14 protein-coding genes are annotated in these 19,178 nt (G+C 39.5%); 5 read left to right on the top strand and 9 right to left on the bottom strand.

What is annotated here, in order from left to right:
* Positions 1 to 92: 92 nt before the first annotated feature.
* From CLV99_RS18985 to CLV99_RS18975, 3 genes are all read right to left on the bottom strand, one after another.
* The gene (locus tag CLV99_RS18985; RefSeq protein WP_133586091.1) at positions 93 to 1,253 is read right to left on the bottom strand and encodes a FecR family protein; all 1,161 of its coding nucleotides are present in this window, start codon (positions 1,251 to 1,253) and stop codon (positions 93 to 95) included.
* Between the two features lie 67 nt (positions 1,254 to 1,320).
* The gene (locus CLV99_RS18980) at positions 1,321 to 1,908 is read right to left on the bottom strand and encodes an RNA polymerase sigma factor (RefSeq protein WP_133586090.1); all 588 of its coding nucleotides are present in this window, start codon (positions 1,906 to 1,908) and stop codon (positions 1,321 to 1,323) included.
* A 246-nt stretch (positions 1,909 to 2,154) separates the two neighbouring features.
* Positions 2,155 to 4,614 carry a TonB-dependent receptor gene (locus tag CLV99_RS18975; RefSeq protein ID WP_133586089.1) on the bottom strand — a complete coding sequence of 820 codons (2,460 nt, stop codon included), beginning with the start codon at positions 4,612 to 4,614 and terminating at the stop codon, positions 2,155 to 2,157.
* A gap of 361 nt (positions 4,615 to 4,975) precedes the next feature.
* Between CLV99_RS18975 and CLV99_RS18970 the strand changes: the two genes are divergently transcribed.
* From CLV99_RS18970 to CLV99_RS18960, 3 genes are all read left to right on the top strand, one after another.
* Positions 4,976 to 6,145, top strand: a complete 1,170-nt coding sequence (locus tag CLV99_RS18970; RefSeq protein ID WP_133586088.1) for an amidohydrolase family protein — start codon at positions 4,976 to 4,978, stop codon at positions 6,143 to 6,145.
* Between the two features lie 107 nt (positions 6,146 to 6,252).
* Positions 6,253 to 6,534, top strand: a complete 282-nt coding sequence (locus CLV99_RS18965; RefSeq protein WP_133586087.1) for an acylphosphatase — start codon at positions 6,253 to 6,255, stop codon at positions 6,532 to 6,534.
* Positions 6,535 to 6,540: 6 nt separating this feature from the next.
* On the top strand, positions 6,541 to 8,046 hold the full coding sequence (locus CLV99_RS18960) for a lipopolysaccharide biosynthesis protein (RefSeq protein WP_133586086.1): 1,506 nt from the start codon (positions 6,541 to 6,543) through the stop codon (positions 8,044 to 8,046).
* Here CLV99_RS18960 and dusB read toward each other — a convergent pair.
* The 6 genes from dusB to trmD all read right to left on the bottom strand — a co-directional run bounded on the left by dusB (position 8,043) and on the right by trmD (position 13,222).
* A complete protein-coding gene (dusB, locus tag CLV99_RS18955) occupies positions 8,043 to 9,038 on the bottom strand; it encodes a tRNA dihydrouridine synthase DusB (RefSeq protein ID WP_133586085.1) in 996 nt (331 codons plus the stop codon). The genes CLV99_RS18960 and dusB overlap by 4 nt on opposite strands.
* Positions 9,039 to 9,122: 84 nt before the next feature.
* Positions 9,123 to 9,911, bottom strand: a complete 789-nt coding sequence (gene trpC, locus CLV99_RS18950) for an indole-3-glycerol phosphate synthase TrpC (protein WP_133586084.1) — start codon at positions 9,909 to 9,911, stop codon at positions 9,123 to 9,125.
* 115 nt (positions 9,912 to 10,026) lie between these two features.
* On the bottom strand, positions 10,027 to 10,599 hold the full coding sequence (locus CLV99_RS18945) for an anthranilate synthase component II (RefSeq protein WP_133586083.1): 573 nt from the start codon (positions 10,597 to 10,599) through the stop codon (positions 10,027 to 10,029).
* Positions 10,586 to 10,813: a hypothetical protein gene (locus CLV99_RS23420; RefSeq protein ID WP_246032805.1), complete on the bottom strand. Its 228-nt coding sequence runs from the start codon at positions 10,811 to 10,813 to the stop codon at positions 10,586 to 10,588. Before CLV99_RS23420 ends, CLV99_RS18945 begins: the two co-directional genes overlap by 14 nt.
* On the bottom strand, positions 10,810 to 12,213 hold the full coding sequence (locus tag CLV99_RS18935; RefSeq protein WP_133586082.1) for an anthranilate synthase component I family protein: 1,404 nt from the start codon (positions 12,211 to 12,213) through the stop codon (positions 10,810 to 10,812). Before CLV99_RS18935 ends, CLV99_RS23420 begins: the two co-directional genes overlap by 4 nt.
* Before the next feature lie 322 nt (positions 12,214 to 12,535).
* The gene (trmD, locus tag CLV99_RS18930) at positions 12,536 to 13,222 is read right to left on the bottom strand and encodes a tRNA (guanosine(37)-N1)-methyltransferase TrmD (RefSeq protein WP_133586081.1); all 687 of its coding nucleotides are present in this window, start codon (positions 13,220 to 13,222) and stop codon (positions 12,536 to 12,538) included.
* 558 nt (positions 13,223 to 13,780) lie between these two features.
* On the opposite strand from trmD, the gene CLV99_RS18925 reads away from it, so the two are divergent.
* Positions 13,781 to 16,996 (top strand): SusC/RagA family TonB-linked outer membrane protein, encoded by a 3,216-nt coding sequence (locus tag CLV99_RS18925; protein WP_133586080.1) that lies wholly within the window; start codon positions 13,781 to 13,783, stop codon positions 16,994 to 16,996.
* A gap of 17 nt (positions 16,997 to 17,013) precedes the next feature.
* Complete coding sequence (locus tag CLV99_RS18920; protein ID WP_246032804.1) at positions 17,014 to 18,597, top strand: SusD/RagB family nutrient-binding outer membrane lipoprotein; 1,584 nt, start codon at positions 17,014 to 17,016, stop codon at positions 18,595 to 18,597.
* Positions 18,598 to 19,178: the final 581 nt, after the last annotated feature.

Genomic DNA, 19,178 nt, shown 5'->3' with positions numbered 1-19,178 from the left:
TTTGGATTTGGTTAGAAGAATATTCCTTTACGGGTTAGTTGTAAAGAAAAATGATGCGTGTTGGTTAGTTGTTTTTTACATATATGCTGATTTTAGGTTTTTGTTTTTACGATTAGTTTGTTCTCTTTTAGTTCGAAACTGATTTTCGACGATTCTTGTAGGCTATAGAGAAAATCCTTTAAAGGAGTTTCTTTAAATAGTTGACCTGAAAAGGTAACCGATGTGGGGACGTTTTCATCTATTTGGACGTCAATATTATACCATCTCGATATTTTTTCGAGTAAAATGTTTATCGGTTCTTTTACAAATCTTAATTCTCCTTGAGTCCACGACGTGTAGTCTTCACTATCTACGTTTCTGATCGTTAGATTTTCGTTACGGTTGACAGCTTGTTCTCCAGGTTTGAGTATTATGCTTTTATGGTTTGGGGTCAATACTTTTACGGAACCTTCGACTAAGGTTGTCTGTGTTGGTTCGTTGCTATATGCACCGATATTAAATCGTGTTCCCAGTACCTCTACGGACTGTTTTTCTGTTTTGACTGTAAATTTTCTGGATGGATCGTGGGTGACATCAAAGTATGCTTCCCCCCATAGTTGTACTGCTCTTGCAGATTGGAATGAAGATGAAAAGGAAATTTTACTTGCAGCGTGTAAATGAACTTTACTTCCGTCGGGTAATGTGACGATAAAATAAGCTCCTCGAGGGGTACTGATTGTGACTTCCTTATTTAAAACGCTTCCTTGTAGGGTTTCCTCTCCGTTGATCAGAAGTGCATCGCCTTGCAAAGATATCTGTGATGTTGTACCGCTATCTAATCGTATAAATCTACCATCATTTAGTGTTAGCGTTGCCTGTTGTGTGGCTGGAATATACTGTAGTATCGAGCCGGTTTCATTTAAACTTTCTTCGTGTTGTACCTTATGAACAGAAAGGTAGTATATAAAAGAAAAAATCAGGCATATCGCTGCTGCGCCCACTAGTTTGAAATTATATAAAAGATATGTTTTTGATTTCTGGCGAGGTATTGGGACTACCTTTTCTAAACAGATCCTGTTTCGTTTTACAATTCCCTCAATTAGAGCGTTGTTCGTCAATGGAGTGGTTTGAACGAACGTATTCTGTAATCTATTGTGAAGATCCTGGTTTATCAGATCAGGATTTTCAGACAGGATTTGCCATAGCTCATGAAACTCTTGTTCATTACAGCTGCCATTCAAGTATTTCTCTAGTATATAGTCTAAGCGTTCCAATGCAAAATTAGATTTAATGATTGTAAGACGTGGGAAGAGGAGAATCTCTCGGCTCTAAAGGAAAAAATTATTGAAATATTATTTTTATGCTGATAATAGCAATAGCTAATAGGTGATTTGCTTTGAGTTGTGTCTTTACCAGCTTCATTGCTTTGGCCATATGGTCTTTTATGGTGCTGAGAGAAACTCCATAAAAGTCTGCAACTTCCTGGTAGGATTTGCCTTCCATTTTGATCAGTAAGAAAACCTGTTTTCTCTGAGGAGGGAGAAGGTTTAATATTTGTTGAAAAATCTCAGCGTTTTCTTGTGATTGGATAAGAGCATCCACGTGCTCGTAGGTGATGGTGAGATGTTGGAATATTTCACGTTGCAATTTTCTATCTTTAGCGATTTTTCTAAAAAAATCTATTGATAGATTTTTTGCGATGGTAAAGATGTATGCCTTTAGGTTCGACTCTTTGGGGATTTGGCCTCTTGAAGCCCATAACCTAAGAAAGGTTTCCTGATGAAGATCTTCTGCTATGTTTGGGTCTTTTACGATTTGTAGTAACTTGGAGGCTATTATAGGGCCGAGTTCGTTATAGATGGCATAGAATGCCTCATAGCTGTCTGCTCGAAGATCTGTTAATAAATTGGCTTGTCTTTGATTATCCATAACTGTCGAGTAGGGATGTCCTACTTCGGTTGAAGGCAAATATACAAATCCCGAATTTAGTTCCTAGAAATAAAAGCTTCATTAGGGCATGGTGCCGAAATGTTTGTTATCTGTACCCTCTACTGATATAGTCCATATTTAAAAAAACAGGAATGGAGTTGTGTCCTATTATGATAAACACCGGTCGAATTTAAGGTCAACCGGTGCTCACTTTAATTTATGCTATTCAAATGTGCTTTGTAACAACTAGAATCTAATATTTAATCCCAACATAAAGTTAGTGGTCGCCTGTGGGTAATAGAAATTGTAGTGTTCTATAGTCCCTTTGGATTCGAACATCTGTCTCCAGGTATAGCCATGTGATTCATACTTGCTGTTTAGTATATTGTTTACCGCTAAGCTCAAATCGATACGCTGTAGGCCTAGTGCCTGGAAACTATACCGTGTTACAAAGTTGTTTACAAATGAGGGATCTATCGAGCGTTCTTTGCTTGAGGTGTTGTCCAGGTACAAGCGAGATACGTACTTGCTCATTAAACTGAAGGTAAGAGCTTCCATTGGTGCATAAGTAAAGTTGTTGGATGCAATAGTGGACGCAGATTTGAGGATGTTGGTATTACCATGCTCAATTACTTCTTCTCTGATTTTTACCCAGTCATCATCGTATACAGGAACATACTCTATAAAGTTTTTGATCTTATTGTCACTCAACGCTAGGGTGGCGGCCCATGAAAACTGTTTGCTAATCTGCCAGGCACCATCTAGCTCGATACCTATTCGATGGCTCTTTGGTATATTCATGCGTAGGGCCCCTCCTGTATCATTGATAGATCCTGTAGGTATCAACTGGTCTTTGTAAAGCATGGCATAGACATTGGCTCCTAAGCTGAAATTACTGTTGTTAAAACGGTATCCTGCTTCTATATCCTGCATTCTTTCGGCTTTCGGGAATTCATTGCGGGGGTTCTCCACATAATCCTTACGGACAGGTTCCTTGTTGGCATAAGCATACGAAGCATAGAAGTTTGAGTTCGGATCGATAAAATAGGTAACACCAGCTTTGGGATTGAAGAAATTGAGGTTGTTGTCAAAATCCATGTTTTTGACCTTATCATCATTCCCTTGCACCTGATAATAGATGTTACGGTACTGCATATCGATATTCAGTAACCATTTGTTGATCCTGTAGTCTAGTTTACCAAATACATTAAAGTCATTTTTCTTGGCGTCGTTTAGGTAGTACTTGTCACCTAGTTCGCTGTTCGAAGCATATCTTGACCAGATTACCTCTCCATAATGATCCCCTTTATATTGATTGTAGGCACCTCCTAAAGTCATGTTGAGGGCATTTGTAGGCCTGTAGTTTAAAGCATAGGTCAGCCCATAAAAATGGTTATCCAACCACCTTCTACGAATAAGATCCGACTTCTTTATTTTCTCTCCACCCAAAGTCACATCTTCCATGTTGTATTTGGCAAGCTGATCTTTGATGCGGTATTCCTCATAATATCCTGCGCCACGGGTATAGTGTAGTGCCGTGTTGAGGTCTAGCTTATCATTGATGCGGTTTGTATAATGCAAGTGGGCATGTGTCTGTGTGTAGTTGTCAGTTTGATTGTCATAGGTGTATACATTGTACCGCCTATCCGCTTGAAGTATCCGCTCGAGTTCGGGACCGTCATATATTCCCAATCCCGTGCCGGCATACTCCGTTAATAGTGACCTATCACCTTTAATCAGTGGTTCTGGGACACCTGTCCACGCTTGATAAGTTTTCTGTTTACCAGAAAAGAGTGTCGCCTTCAGTGTGTGTTTTTCGGTATATAAGCCACCATCGACATAAAAAGACTTCATGTCAGAGGTTGCTCTTTCCATATAGCCATCCGAAGCTATTCGCGATAGACGAGCATTGAATACGTACTTATCATTAATCAATCCTGACCCTACTTTTACCGTGTTTTTCCAGGAGTTATACGAACCAAAACTGTTGTTTAGTTCGGCATAAGGATTGTTTTCTAAAGCGTCGGTTTGTATATTCAATGAGGCCCCAAAAGCACCAGCACCATTGGTGGAAGTTCCGATGCCGCGTTGTATCTGTACGTTCTCCATGCTTGAAGCAAAGTCAGGTAAATTGACGAAGAACGATCCCATGCTTTCGGCATCATTGAGTGGAATCCCATTTAAAGTTACATTAATACGCTCATTGTCCGATCCGCGTATCGTAATGTTTGTGTATCCAATTCCAGCACCTGCGTCCGATCCTACTACTACTCCCGGTGTTTGATTGATAAGGTAGGGGATGTCCTGCCCAAGATTTGCTTTCTGAAGATCTTCCTTATTAATGTTTTTAAATGTCGTGGCTGCATTATCTTTTGCCCGGGTGGCATATACAAAGGCATCACCGGTCTGTAGATGCAAAGGATTAAGGATAATGTCGACATGACTTCGTCCATCAGTGAGACGCGTTACTGAGGTCTTGAAGCCAAGATACTGCGCCTTTACATCTTTTGGCCCCTCCTGTTCTATTGAAAAAATAACTAGGCCCTGTTCATTGGTCTGTTTTGATTTGCTGTCGATAGTGATTGTGGCTCCTCGAATAGGAAGAGCTTGTTGGTCTGTTACGCGTACGGTAAGTTTTTGTTGTGCCGTGACGCTTATGGTAACAAGCAGTGTTAACAACCAAGTAGCAAAAAAATGCTTAATCATAAAATTTGAAACGTATTTTGAGTTAAACCATACTATTGCAAGGGGTCACAATAGTGTTACATTTAACCGCCCTTCCCTACGCTGGCATTATCCAGATCAGGTGTTCCCGAGTTTAGTCGGGATGGGTATAATCTCAGCCTTTTTTGTGTTCTGAATGAACAAGGCACCCCTTTTCGATGGCGCAAACATAGTCTATTTTTTTTACAAAAAAAACAACCATCAACTTTGTGTAAAAAAAATTGCTTAATTTGTCATCACTATTGGTTTAAAGCAATATTTTGTAGTAGATTTACATTTTCTAATGGGTTAAGTCTTTTTCCTTTAGAAAATATGCACACACACACTAACTATTGATATATAAATGGTTCATTATTATTCAGCTGATTATGTGATGCCAGTCACGTCCAGCCCTATAAAGAATGGGGTCATTGCAATGGACGAAAATGGTACAGTCTTAGGAGTATATGATAATGATTCTGTGCCTAAAGATGTAGAAATCGAACGCTTGAAAGGTGTTCTGATTCCTGGATTTATTAACGCACACTGTCATTTAGAATTGTCGCACTTATTGGGCAAGATTCCTCAGAAACAAGGCTTGGTTAAGTTCATTACTGAAGTGATGTCTAACCGTGGTGCTGATGATGACGTTGTTCAAGAAGCGATGGCAGAGGCCGACCGTACGATGTATGCAAATGGCATACAGGCAGTCGGTGACCATGTAAATTCTGCTATTTCAGCTAAAGTAAAAGAAAACAGTAAGATTACTTATCACACTTTTGTGGAGATACTCGGCCTTAAGGAAGATGAAGCTGCTCAAAAGATTGACGAAGCACGTGAAGTTGAGTTTAATTTTGATTCCGGTCATGCCTCAATTACAATGCACGCCCCGTATTCTTGCTCTAAAGCTCTTTTTAAAGCGTTTAAAAAATCGGTGTCGGAGGATAATATTATTTCTATCCACAATCAGGAGAGTGAAGAGGAAAATAAGTTATTTCGCTATAAAACCGGTGAGTTTTTAGATTTTTATAAACAGATAGGATTCCCTGCAGACGAATTTAAAGCGCAAGCTCGAAATTCAGTGCAGACCTATATGTCTTATCTTCCGACAGGAAATAAGGTGATACTTGTGCACAATACCTATACTTCGTTGAAAGATCTGGATTTTATCCGAAGAATGGGAAGAGACGTCGTAATGTGTCTTTGTCCAAAAGCCAACCTATATATAGAAGATGCACTTCCAAAAGTTAATATTTTCGAACAGAATGGATGTGAGATAGCTATCGGAACAGATAGTTTGGCCTCTAATGACAGTCTCAGTATCTTAGATGAGCTGAAAGTGCTACATAAGCATTTTCCGGATCTAGACTTCATTCAAACGTTGAAATGGGCTACTATTAACGGGGCTAAAGCGCTAACTGTTGAAGAAAGTCTAGGTTCTCTAGAAGTCGGAAAAACACCAGGCTTGTTATTGGTGAAAAATATGAACCATTTCAAGTTGACCGACAAAGTAGAGATAGAGCGTATTGCTTAAATAATTTGATTACTTTTGCGGTAATAAACTCAGTCTAAATGGCGGACTTGCTTGCTATGAGCTTTTTTTCGTCTTTAGGAAGTTAACATCAACAAAGAAATCATTTGATGAAGCATTACAATATTACGGTAAAAGGGAAGGTTCAAGGCGTTTACTTTAGACTTACGACGAAAGCGGTAGCTGATCAGCTGGGGGTAAAGGGCTATGTGATCAATCAGGCGGATGGCTCTGTTTATATAGAAGCTGAGGGGGATGATTTTGGGTTAGAGTCGCTATTGGAATATTGTGAAGAAGGGCCTGATAGGGCTGAGGTAGAAGCTGTCACCTATGAAGAGCAGGCCGAACTCAAAGGCTTTAAGGATTTTGAAGTGCTCAAACATCGTAAATAACCTGTTGTGTCCTCTATAAAGAAATTTTTAAGTGATACGGTGATTTATGGTTTTACGACCATTATTTCACGTATGATTAGTTTTCTTATGACGCCTATATACCTGCGGAAATTTAAAGATGCTGCAGTATATGGCGTTTATTCAAACTTTTATGCCTGGGTTTCTATGTTGAATGCAATTCTTGCATTTGGTATGGAAACTACCTATTTCAGATACCTGCAGAAGCAGAAAGAGGAAGATAAGGACAAGATTTATAACAATAGCTTTATTGTTACGCTGTTCATGTCTGGGTTATTACTTGTTACGGTCTTTCTTTATACCCGGCCCATAGCCTCCTGGTTTGCAGAGGGAGGTGATGTCGATGTATATGTTCAATATATAAAGTATTTTGCATTTATTCTAGTTGCCGATGCGTTGGCAGTTATTCCTTTTGCCCGTCTGCGTGCAAAAGGAAGACCTATTCGGTATAGTTACCTCAAGTTTATAAATATATTTGTAACCGTTGGTCTCAATTTATTTTTCATCGTGTATCTTCCTTCGTGGAAGAAGGAGTCCGCATTTTGGTCTGATTTTGCTGGAGAATGGTTTTTAGAGGGCTGGATAGGTTATGTGTTTCTTTCTAATCTTATAGCCAGCATTGTGACGCTTGTTTTGCTGTTGCCTGAGTTATCGAAGGTTCGACTTAAAATTGACAAGACTATCATGAAGAGCATGCTGGTTTACAGTTTTCCAATCTTGATCGCTAATATTTCATTTATTATAAATGAAAATTTGGATAAAATGTTTTTTCCAAAACTTATACCTGGTGAAATTGGAAAAATAGAATTGGGGATATACGGTGCGGTGACGAAGATTGCCGTATTTCTAAGTTTGTTTGTGACCGCTTTCCGCTTGGGGGCAGAACCTTTTTTCTTTTCACATGCGAAGAGTGAAAATGCACAAAAGACTTACGCGATGATTATGAAATATTTTGTCGTATTGATGGTGATGGTCATGGTGGGGATCACGGCAAATATTAGCTGGTTGAAGGTTTTTATCCGAGGGACAGAGTTGCAACCCGAAGTGTATTGGGAAGGATTAAAAATTGTTCCCGTTCTACTTTTTAATTATGTCTTGTTGGGGATATACATGAACCTTTCGGTATGGTATAAGCTGACAGATAAAACGAAGTATGCGATCTATATTTCGGGAGCTGGCGCCTTGGTTACTGTTCTCTTGAATGTTTTACTTATACCAAAGTATTCTTATGTAGGAGCTGTGGTCTCGACTACTGTGGTCTATTGTATTATGATCGCTTTATCACTTCTGTGGGGACAGAAATACTATCCCATACCTTATGCTTTTGGAAGTATCACTGTATATCTGATGGGAGGGCTGGGGATCTCGCTGGCGAGTTATTTTATATTTGATAGCAATGTCTGGGTAGGTAATCTGCTTTTGGCGGCTTTCTGTATTCTTACGGTCTTGTTCGAGAAAAAGACAATTCTACAGATTATAAGAAAGGTCGATTAAACGACCTCTCCCACAAAATTGTGTTTAATTTCTTCAAGAACTTCCTGGATCTCGTCGTAGGCTGAAAGACTGACTAGCTTCATCCGGTACTCTTTAAAATTAGGTATACCTTTGAAGTAGTTGGCATAGTGTCTACGCATTTCGAATATCCCTAGTTTATCGCCTTTCCATTCAATGGATTTAGTAAGGTGGGTGTGGCATACTTCTACACGTTCGGCAATGGTCGGACCATCTAGATGCTCACCAGTCTGGAAAAAATGTTTTATCTCTCTAAATATCCACGGATAACCAATTGAAGCTCGTCCTATCATAATACCGTCTACCTCATACTCTTGTCTCCAGGCAGCGGCTTTTTCGACCGAGTCTACATCTCCATTGCCAAAGATTGGTATTTTTATTCTAGGATTGCGTTTTATATCACGTATCATTGACCAGTCGGCCTGCCCTTTATAAAGTTGTGCCCGGGTACGACCATGTATAGCTAATGCTTTGATGCCTACATCTTGTAAGCGTTCTGCGACTTCATAGACATTCTTGGTGGTGTCATCCCAGCCCAATCTTGTTTTTACAGTTACTGGTAAGTGGGTTGCTTCTACAACAGCTTTGGTCATGGCTACCATCTTGTCAATATCCTGTAACAGAGAGGAACCTGCCCCCTTACAAACTACTTTTTTGACTGGACAACCATAGTTGATGTCGATGAGATTAGGACTTGCTTTAGTACATATTTCTGCCGATTGACGCATTGATTCAATATCACCACCAAATATCTGTATACCAATCGGACGTTCGTACTCAAAGATGTCCAATTTCTGTACTGATTTGGCCGCATCTCGGATCAGGCCTTCTGAGGATATGAATTCGGTGTACATCATGTCGACTCCATTCTGTTTGCATACGTAACGGAATGGAGGATCGCTAACGTCCTCCATGGGAGCTAATAGGAGAGGAAACTCTCCCAAATCTATGTTTTCGCCAATTTTTATAGACATGGTGCAAAATTAGGAATAATTTTGTTGGTAAATTGTAAAACAGTGAAATCGCAGTCTCCTTTTACGGTTGAGCAACTTGAGTATCTATCCTTTTAATTCGTTTACAAAATTCTTCATAGCGTCTCCTGGGTTCGCTGTCTTCATGAAATTCTCACCGATTAGAAAAGAATGGAATCCCCTGTTTTTGAGATTTTTTATCGTTGTCGGGTCAGAAATGCCGCTTTCGGAAACTTTAATGAAGTTGCTCGGTATTTTATTGACTAGATCGTACGAGTGTGTCAGTGATACCGAGAAGTCTTTTAGGTTTCTATTGTTTACCCCTATAGCGTCTATATTATCGGAAATACTGCGTTGGAGCTCTTCTTCGTTATGAACCTCCAGTAGCACATTCAGTCCTAGTGATTTGGCGTATGCTGCTAAAGATTGTACGTCGTCAGGGCTGAGACAGGCTGCAATGAGGAGGATAATATCCGCTCCATATGCTTTTGCTTCTGCTATTTGGTAGCTGTCAACGATAAATTCTTTACGCAATAATGGGAGCTGCAGTACCTCTCTGGCTGCAGTGAGATCTGTAAGGCTACCTTGAAAAAAATCAGAATCGGTCAAGACAGAGATTGCTGATGCACCGGCGTCTTGGTAGCCCTGTACAACTTCCTGTACAGTAGATACACCATTTATAAGTCCCTTGGAAGGTGAAGCTCTTTTGTATTCCGCAATGATTCCTGTTCGTTGTGGGTTTTCAATCGAATCTTTTAAGGAATAGCAGGTTCTGCCAAATAGCGGATATTGTTCCAGTTGTTGTAACGTAGTTTTGGCTTTTGCCTCTGCGACCTCTATTCTCTTTCTTTCGACGATTTTATCTAGTATAGTCATGTTTGTGTAGTGATGATGGTTATGAGGTTATATAGTTATACGACTGCAGTTTTGATTTTTTTATGTTAGTGTTTGTTTGCTTTATAACTACATCACTTCCGTAACTTTATAACTTTCATTTAAGCCAATTTTCTATTAATTTCTTTCCATTATCAGTTAATATGGATTCGGGGTGGAATTGCATTCCACGGACATCATATTCCCGATGTGTTAATGCCATGATTACACCATTTTCGTCTACAGCAGTTACCTTAAGCGAGTCTGGTAGATTTTCATTATTTACTGCCCAAGAGTGGTAGCGGCCTATTTTAGAATTTTCGGGAAACTCCTGGAAAAGCTTTTCCTCGCTGTCGGTAACGATGATAGAAGAAGCTACACCGTGTAGGGGCTTGGGCATGTTATAAAGGGTGCCGCCAAATACCTCAGCAATTGCTTGTTGCCCGAGACAGATTCCTAATATGGATTTGCTGGCTGCATAGGTGCGGATGACATCTAGGAGTAATCCAGCCTCTTCGGGGATTCCTGGCCCGGGAGATAACAAGATGTGATCAAATTGGTCGACATAGCTCAGTTCGAATTTGTCGTTGCGAACGACCTCATAACTTTCGCCTAATTCTTGCAACAAGTGCACCAGATTGTAGGTGAAAGAGTCATAGTTGTCGATGACGAGAATCTTATTTTTGTTCATTTTGTAACAATTGATTGTTTTCTACTAATTGTTTGATATCCTCATTAACAGCAGACAAATTTATTAAATCTGTCTCTTCAGTGCCTAGTATTCGTTGTTTTTTGGCAACGTATTGTTTTCTAAGCTGTAGAAGCTCCAATATTCTAGAGTCAATAGTATTGATACTTGAAGCTATTTGTGCTGTGTTTTCACAGTATTCGAGTGGACGTATCATAGGGTTTGTGCTATTTCAAGGGCTCTGCGTAATGCAGCTATTTTATTATTTACTTCTTGTAGTTCTTTCTCCGGATCAGAATCGAGTACGATACCAGCTCCAGCTTGATAATGAAGTACGTTCTTTTTACTTAGGAAAGAGCGTATCATAATGGCATGGTTGAAATCCCCATTGAATCCCATAAAACCAATTGCACCAGCGTAGAAAGAGCGCTGTAATCCTTCGTAGCGATCAATTAGGGTGAGGGCCATATGCTTTGGAGCACCAGATAGTGTTCCGGCGGGATAGGTGTCGCCAACGATGTCAAATGGATTAGCTGTAGGTTTCAGTTTACCGGCCACTTTGGAGACCAGATGGATGATGTGTGAGTAGTACTGGGCCTCTTTGTATGATTTGACCTGTACATTCGTACAGTGGCGGCTTAGGTCATTGCGTGCGAGATCCACGAGCATCACATGTTCTGCAGATTCTTTAGGGTCGTTTTTCAAATCTTCTGCTATTTTTTCGTCCTGTTCAATATCACCTGTTCTTTTAAAAGTCCCTGCAATCGGATAGATCGTAGCTTCTCCTTTCTTTATTGTTAATTGTGCTTCTGGAGATGAACCAAACAGTTTGAAGTCTCCGTAGTCAAAGTAAAAAAGATAGGGTGACGGGTTGACTGATCTTAATGCGCGGTAGACATTGAACTCATCTCCAGAAAAAGCTGTAGAGAATGCTCGAGAAGGTACAATCTGAAATACATCCCCTCTGCGGATATGGGACTTCATTTTCTCTACAAGTCCCTTAAAGCCATCGTCTGTCGTATTTGACTGCTCATTGCCCTTCGTCTGAAAAGAGTACTCTGGGAAATTCTTGTTTTGAATTAAGTATTCTAACCTCTCCAATTGGCTTTGTTCGTTGTCCAACAGGTGCTCAAAAATATAGAGCTGGTTACGGAAGTGGTCTATGGCGATCACATATTTATAAACATGGTACTGTAGAAAGGGGATTTTGCGGGATTCGTCCAGTTTGGCAGTAAGTGTGATGTCTTCAAAATGAGCCACAGTATCAAAAGTGAAATATCCAAATAGACCATTTGAAATGACATTTGTATCTGCAATAGGCTTTTCATCAAAAGATTGTCTAAAAGCCGAAACTTCGCTTCTTAGGTTTATAGCTGAGGCCGGTTTAACAATTTTTTCCTGATTCGGATAGCTAATAGTTAGATTTTCTTCGTTTAGCACCAGTCCCGCTAGTGGTTGACAGCATATATAGCTGATGTTGTTGTCCCTGCTATGGTACTCAGAGCTTTCTAACAAGAGGCTATTCGGGAAGGTATCCCGGAGACGGAGGTAAATACTGACAGGGGTTGTTGTGTCTGCCAGTATTTTTTTATGATTTGTTTTGAATGTATAGGTCATATGTATGTTTTTTTATTCTGTTGCTAATTCTATTTTTTTTTTGAAGATTGTTAGAGCCTTTTCAGAGTTTATTCCACAAAAAAAGCCCGACGAAATACGTCGGGCTTTTTGATTTATGGTTTTGGTTGATTAAAAAATCCTTATTCTGAAAACCAATAGAGGTGCCTCCCGACGCTGTTTGCTCCGGGCCACCACCAAAATTGATATGTACTTTGTGTTATCATTACACCACAAATTTAGAATAATTTTTAAATAATCAAATTCTTTTTGTTAAAAAAATAAAAAAAGTTACAAATGCTTAGCTAATTATCAACAGTTGGGGTTACTGTTCATTATCACCCAATAAATCCGGCCTTCTTTCTTGTGTGCGTTGGAGCTGCTGATCATCACGCCATGCGTTGATTTTGGCTTCATTACCACTTAGTAAGATATCTGGCACTTTGTGTCCACGCCATTCGGCAGGCCTTGTATAAATCGGAGCATCAAGCAGTCCATCTTGAAAAGAATCAGACAATGCGGATGTCTCATCAGATAATACGCCAGGGATTAGTCGTATGATAGCATCTACCAGAATAGCAGCCGGGAGTTCGCCTCCCGATAGGACATAGTCTCCAATGGATATTTCGCGGGTCACAAATATATCCCGTATACGCTGGTCAATCCCTTTATAATGCCCACACAATATAATCATATTGCCTCGCGTCGATAAGTCATTGGCAATAGACTGATTTAATGTTTCACCGTCAGGTGTCATGTAGATAATCTCATCGTAGGTTCTTTCACTCTGTAGTTTTTCAATACAGGTAGCGAAAGGCTCGATCTGCATTACCATTCCTGAGCCACCACCATACGGGTAATCGTCTACAGACCGCTGCTTGTTAGACGTATAGTCCCTTAGGTTATGCACATGAATTTCACTCAATCCCTTTTTTTGCGCACGTTGTAATATAGAATGTGCAAAAGGGCTATCCAATAGGGAGGGAAGTACGGTAATGATGTCAAATCTCATGCGGCAAAATTAAAGAAAATGCTTTGCATTCACGAATGTTTCCATCTCGATAGATGACTTATACAATCAGCTATTGCGGACCTATTTTTGTGCAAAATGTTACAATAACTTTTAAGATACATAGATGTTGCAACAAATAATATAAGAATATAGTCAGACTGAATCTAATTAGTGAAACCTTTTGTGTGATATATTATTCTGAAATAGAGCGATATTCGAAATATTATTTCGAATATTATGTTTTTCTTAAAAGATGTTAAATCTGAGCTTGGGGTTGCCTGATTTTTATCGGTAGAATATTTTACTTGTGTTTATTTTAACGAAAGGTGTTAATAGTTAAAAAACTTGTAATGACAACTTACGTCTACTATATTTGTCCCCCTGATTCTTTTGAATGAAGGCATACTAACTATTTATCTTCTCTTTAATTGTGGAAAGTGGTGTTTTTGCACTTTCTAAATTTTGCATATCGCAATTTGGTTCGTGCGAATTAACAGTTGTATTATATACTAATGTTTAAGCATTGAAAATTATTATTACAAACATATATTGATTAACATGAAACAAAAATTACTCAGTTTTATTTTTGTGTTTACTTTCCTTACAGGGATATCGTTTGCACAGAATCGCCAGGTGAGTGGTAAAGTTACATCTTCAGTAGATGGATCTCCGATTGTTGGGGCATCTGTTTCTGTCGTTGGTACGAGTACTGCTACACAAACGGACAATGTAGGTGGCTTTAAATTATCCGTTCCAGAGGGAGCTACTTTAAATGTATCTTACATCGGTTACCTGAGCCAACGCCTTACAGTAGGGACACAAACTACAATAAACGTTGTTTTGGAATCCGAAGAAAACTCTTTAGAAGAAGTTGTGGTTACGGCAATGGGGCAGTCTCGCCAAAAGAGGGCCTTAAGTTACGCAACGCAAGAGGTTAAAGGCGATAAATTGACGGAAGCAGCCAATAGTAACTTAGCAACAGCGATCCAAGGTAAGGTATCCGGAGTACAGGTGACGCCTTCTTCCGGTATGCCAGGTGCATCCGCAAATATTACAATACGTGGAGCACGCTCATTTACAGGAAATAACTCTCCATTGTATGTAGTGGACGGATTGCCTATTTCTTCTACTGCCGAGGTTTCTACGTTGAATAGTGTTACCGGTGCAGATTACTCTTCTAGAGGCTTGGATATTGATCCTAATGATATTGAGAGTATTAATATTCTTAAGGGACAGGCAGCATCAGCTTTATATGGTATGCGCGCATCCAACGGGGTAATCCTTATTACGACTAAGAGCGGTAAAGGAAAACAAGGAAAACCACAGATTTCATACAACTCTAATGTGTCGTTTGACAAAGTTTCGGTTCTTCCGGATTTTCAGTCAACCTATGCGCAAGGCGTGAATGGCCTATATGGAGCTAAAAGCGGTAATACCTCTTCTATGTCCTGGGGTCCAAAGATTCCAGATTTAGCAAATGATGCTATATACGGTGGTAATATCGATAATGAGTATACGCAGAAATATGGTATGCAGCCAGGAAAATACTATGTAACACAGCGTGCCAATGCGGGTTTAGATCCTTGGGCTACTCCGCAAGCTTATAATAATGCGAAAGACTTTTTTGATATTGGCAATACCTTCAATAATTCATTCAACATTGTTCAGGGATTTGAAAAGGGTAGTTATGCAATGTCTTTGGGAGCAACAAACGCAAATGGTATAGTTCCTTCGACAGGACTGGATCGTTATACTGCTAAATTAGCTGGAGAAGTAAAATTGTCTGACAAATGGACAACGGGTTTTACCGGTAACTATGTGAATTCAAGAATCACCAAGCAGACAGGAGCGAATAATGGTATTATGGCTACTTTGTTTGGTGCTCCAGCCTCCTATGATTTGGCTGGAATCCCATCTTATTATTTGAACAACCCAACAAAACAAAATACATACCGCGGTACAGCAGGTTTTGACGGTGTGTACTGGGCTGTTGAGAACAACAAGTTTTCTGAAGATAATCAACGCTTTTTTGGTAATGGATTTGGACAATACGCTACTGATTTGGGCAACAATCAAAAATTAACATTGAAGTACCAAGCAGGTGTTGATTCCTATACGTCAAATTACACCGATCTATGGGGGTATGGTCATGCAAATGGTCAAGGTGAAGTGGAGAACTTCCATATTTCAGTAACGGAATGGAACTCGTTGGGAACGGCAGCGTATAACTGGAAAATCAATGATGATCTAGTATTGGATGCCATGGTCGGTAACGAGATTGTAAATCGGGTACGCAGAAGAGATTATGCTCACGGTATAAACTTTAATTTCCCAGGATGGGATAATATCAATAACGCATCTACTGTTACCGCAGAGCAAACTTTACGTCATACACGGACATTCGGTACGTTTGGAAGTTTAGCTTTAGCGTATAAAAACATGTTGTTTTTAAATGCGACTGGTCGTAACGATATCGTTTCTTCTATGCCACGCAATAACCGTTCTTTCTTCTATCCTTCAGTAGCAGGAGCTTTTGTGTTTACAGAGTTAGATGCGGTCAAAAACTCCGTTTTGACTATGGGTAAGCTGAGAGCATCATTTGCAGAGGTTGGACAAGCGGGAGATTACTATGAGAGTTATTTTGATAAGCCAGTATATGGTGGAGGTTTCTCATCAGGTACACCGATATTATATCCAATTAATAGTGATGGAGTGACTTCTTATACAACCTATCCAATCGTATACGATCCAGCCTTAAAGCCTCAGAATACGCGGGCGATTGAAGTCGGAACGGATTTAATGTTCTGGGATGGATTGATCAACTTGAATTATACATTCTCTCGTCAAGATGTAAAAGATCAGATTTTTGAAGTGCCTTTGGCCGCTTCAACGGGATACTCAAGCCTAGTGACGAATGGTGGAAAAATCCATACCAATGTACACGAATTGACGTTGGCAGTTGCTCCTTACCGTAATGGTGACTTCAAGTGGGATTTTGCTTTTAACTTCACCAAAATTGATAATTATGTAGACGAGTTGAAAGAAGGGGTAAATAGTATCTTCATGGGCGGATTCGTTGAGCCACAGGTACGTGCTGGAATAGGTTACAAATTCCCTGTGATTTATGGAGTTTCTTATCTACGTAATGATGCAGGACAGATTGTTGTAGATGAGGATGGTCTGCCACAAGCTGGCGAAGAAAAAGTAATCGGAAATGTGTCTCCAGATTTTAACTTAGGATTTAACACGAATCTTGAATATAAGAAAATACGTTTATCTGCTGTGTTGGATTGGAAAAAAGGAGGACAGATGTACCATGGTACTTCAACATTGTTAAATGTCTATGGGGTGACTCAGCATTCTGCTGATCTTCGAAATGGAAATGGTTTCTTATTCGAATTGCCGGCCGTAAAAGCGAATGGGGATGCAAATGATATTATGATCGATGCGAACCCAGTATTGGATGGAAAAGGAAACCCTACCAATACTTCGACGTATGATTATTTTAACCGTTTGAGTAATATTTCGGAAGCATCTATTCGTGGAACTTCATTTGTGAAATTACGCGAAGTAGCTGTAGGTTACCCTGTCTACCAGACCTCTAAATTGAAGGTAGATGTTAATGCGTTTGCACGTAACATTATCCTATGGTCTGAGTTGAAAGGCTATGATCCAGAAGTGTCACAAGGAAATACCAACATGCAAGGTGCATTTGAGCGTTTTTCTTTACCGGGAACATCAAGCTATGGTCTAGGTGTAAACATTAAATTCTAAAATTTAGAACAATGAAAATGAAATTAAATATAGTAGGATTATTAACGGTGGCTGTTTTGGCTACTCCTACAGTCTTTACTTCTTGTTCAGAGGATGTAATGGACAATATTAATGACAATGTTAATAATCCAAAGGATGTTCAGGCGAAGTTTATTTTAACAGATGTCATTACGAGGACTGCTTTTTCAAATGTAGGGGGTGATTTTAATACTTATCTATCTACTTATGTAGAGCATGAAGTTGGAACGGATAATCAACTCTGGAATGCGGAACATCGTGAAAGTGAACCAGAAAGGTCATCTACTTTTAATAATACCTGGGGCAACGTTTATATAACATTGAAAGATGCTCGTATGATTATTGAAAAATGTTCTGTAGGAGGAAGCCAGGAAGGTAACTATGCTACTTTAGGGATGGGACAGATCATGGCTGCTTACAATCTGGCATTATTGACGGATATGTTCGGTGATGTACCTTATTCAGAAGGATTCAGGCCTTTGGAAATCCGCAATCCTAAAATGGATAAACAAGAGGAACTGTACAAGCAAATCAATGCCTATCTGGATGGGGCGATTGAAAACCTTCCAAAAGGAGATACACATGCATCAGGTTCGGTCGGTACTCAGGATCTCCTATTTAAGGGGAATACAGATCGTTGGTTGAAATTTGCGCACGGATTGAAGGCTCGCTATACAATGCGTTTGTTGAAGGTTACTTCGGATAAGACTGCTGCTTTAGAGGCAATTATTACGTCTGTTGATAAGTCATTTGCTAGCGCAAACGAAGAGGCTAAGTTTGCACAATATAGCGCTTCAAATCTAAATCCATTGTTTGACTTCCAATGGTCAAGAGATGGCCTGGCAGCGAGTCAGAGTATCGGTGATAAAATGTTGGATCGTAATGACCCTCGTTTGAACCGTAATTTCTTTACTCCGCAGAGTTCAGCTGGCGTTTGGACGCAGGTAAATGACATAGCGGCATCTAATGATTCGTATAATTTATTAGCGCCCAATGGTAAAAATACGCAGGTTAAATACCACTACCTGACTTCGACATTCGTGTTTGCTCAGACTGCACCGACTCAGCTATTAAGCTATCATGAATTATTATTCCTGAAAGCTGAGGCTATGCAAAGATTAGGCAAGGGATCTTCTGAGGTAGCGACAGTTTTAGAGGCCGCTGTTTCAGCAGGTATCAAAAATTCGGAGAACTCGGTAAAAGCGGCATTTGTTGCACCTACGGTGTTAGCTAATGGGACAATGAAGGAGACTTCTGCGGCAATTACCGATGCTGATATCGCTAGTTACTTTGCAGATCATGTAAAGCCATTGTTCGCAGCTAATGCGTTAAAAGAAATAGCTAACCAAAAATACTTAGCATTCTTTGGTGCATCGGGCGAATCTACGGAGATGTACAACGACATCCGTCGTTGGAAGTCAAATGGTGAAGAATTAATTGAATTGAAGAACCCGGGTAAATTCCCATTGCGTTTACCATATGGTAATGACGACACAACAACTAATCCAAATGTGGAAGCTGCTTATGGAGATGGAAAGTACGTCTATACGGAGCAAGTATGGTGGGCTGGCGGTACACGATAAGTTTTATTTTTTAATTAATACGATGCCTCTCATGAAAATGAGGGGCATTTTTTGTGGTTAATATTTCTATTTCCTTTTTGTGTGCCATCATGTTTGTTTTACAAATGTTACCATGCTTTGTTACATTTAGTTGGTTGCGCTGTTTTTTTTCTTGTTTAAACCACTGTTTCGAAAAAAAAAATGTTAAAAAGTGTGAAAACTTATTTTTTTTTATATGTTTGCATAGTAATATCGTTGTTACGATATGACGCTACTAACACACAAACAATTTATAAAAACTAAACACACACAAAATGGAACAAAAATTACTCACTTCATCCCGTTATCTCCGGATTTAGACTTTTCTGTCGGAGTTAGCTTGGTTTATTTCACCGAGCTGGATATGTAAATTTTTTTGATAATCTAAACGGCTGTTTATCCTGCTGTTGATCGGTTGACGCTTTTTCTTTTTGATAAAACGTTTTACTGCTTGTTTCTTTTGCTCACGTCATTTGGCAAAGGGAATGGGGCGTATGCATCTGTGATTAATCAATAATTAATTAAACACAATTTTTAACTAAACACATAAACACATGAAACAA

This window comes from Sphingobacterium yanglingense, assembly GCF_004363245.1.
Classification (GTDB): domain Bacteria; phylum Bacteroidota; class Bacteroidia; order Sphingobacteriales; family Sphingobacteriaceae; genus Sphingobacterium; species Sphingobacterium yanglingense.
This window is presented reverse-complemented; position numbering and strand designations above follow the sequence as displayed.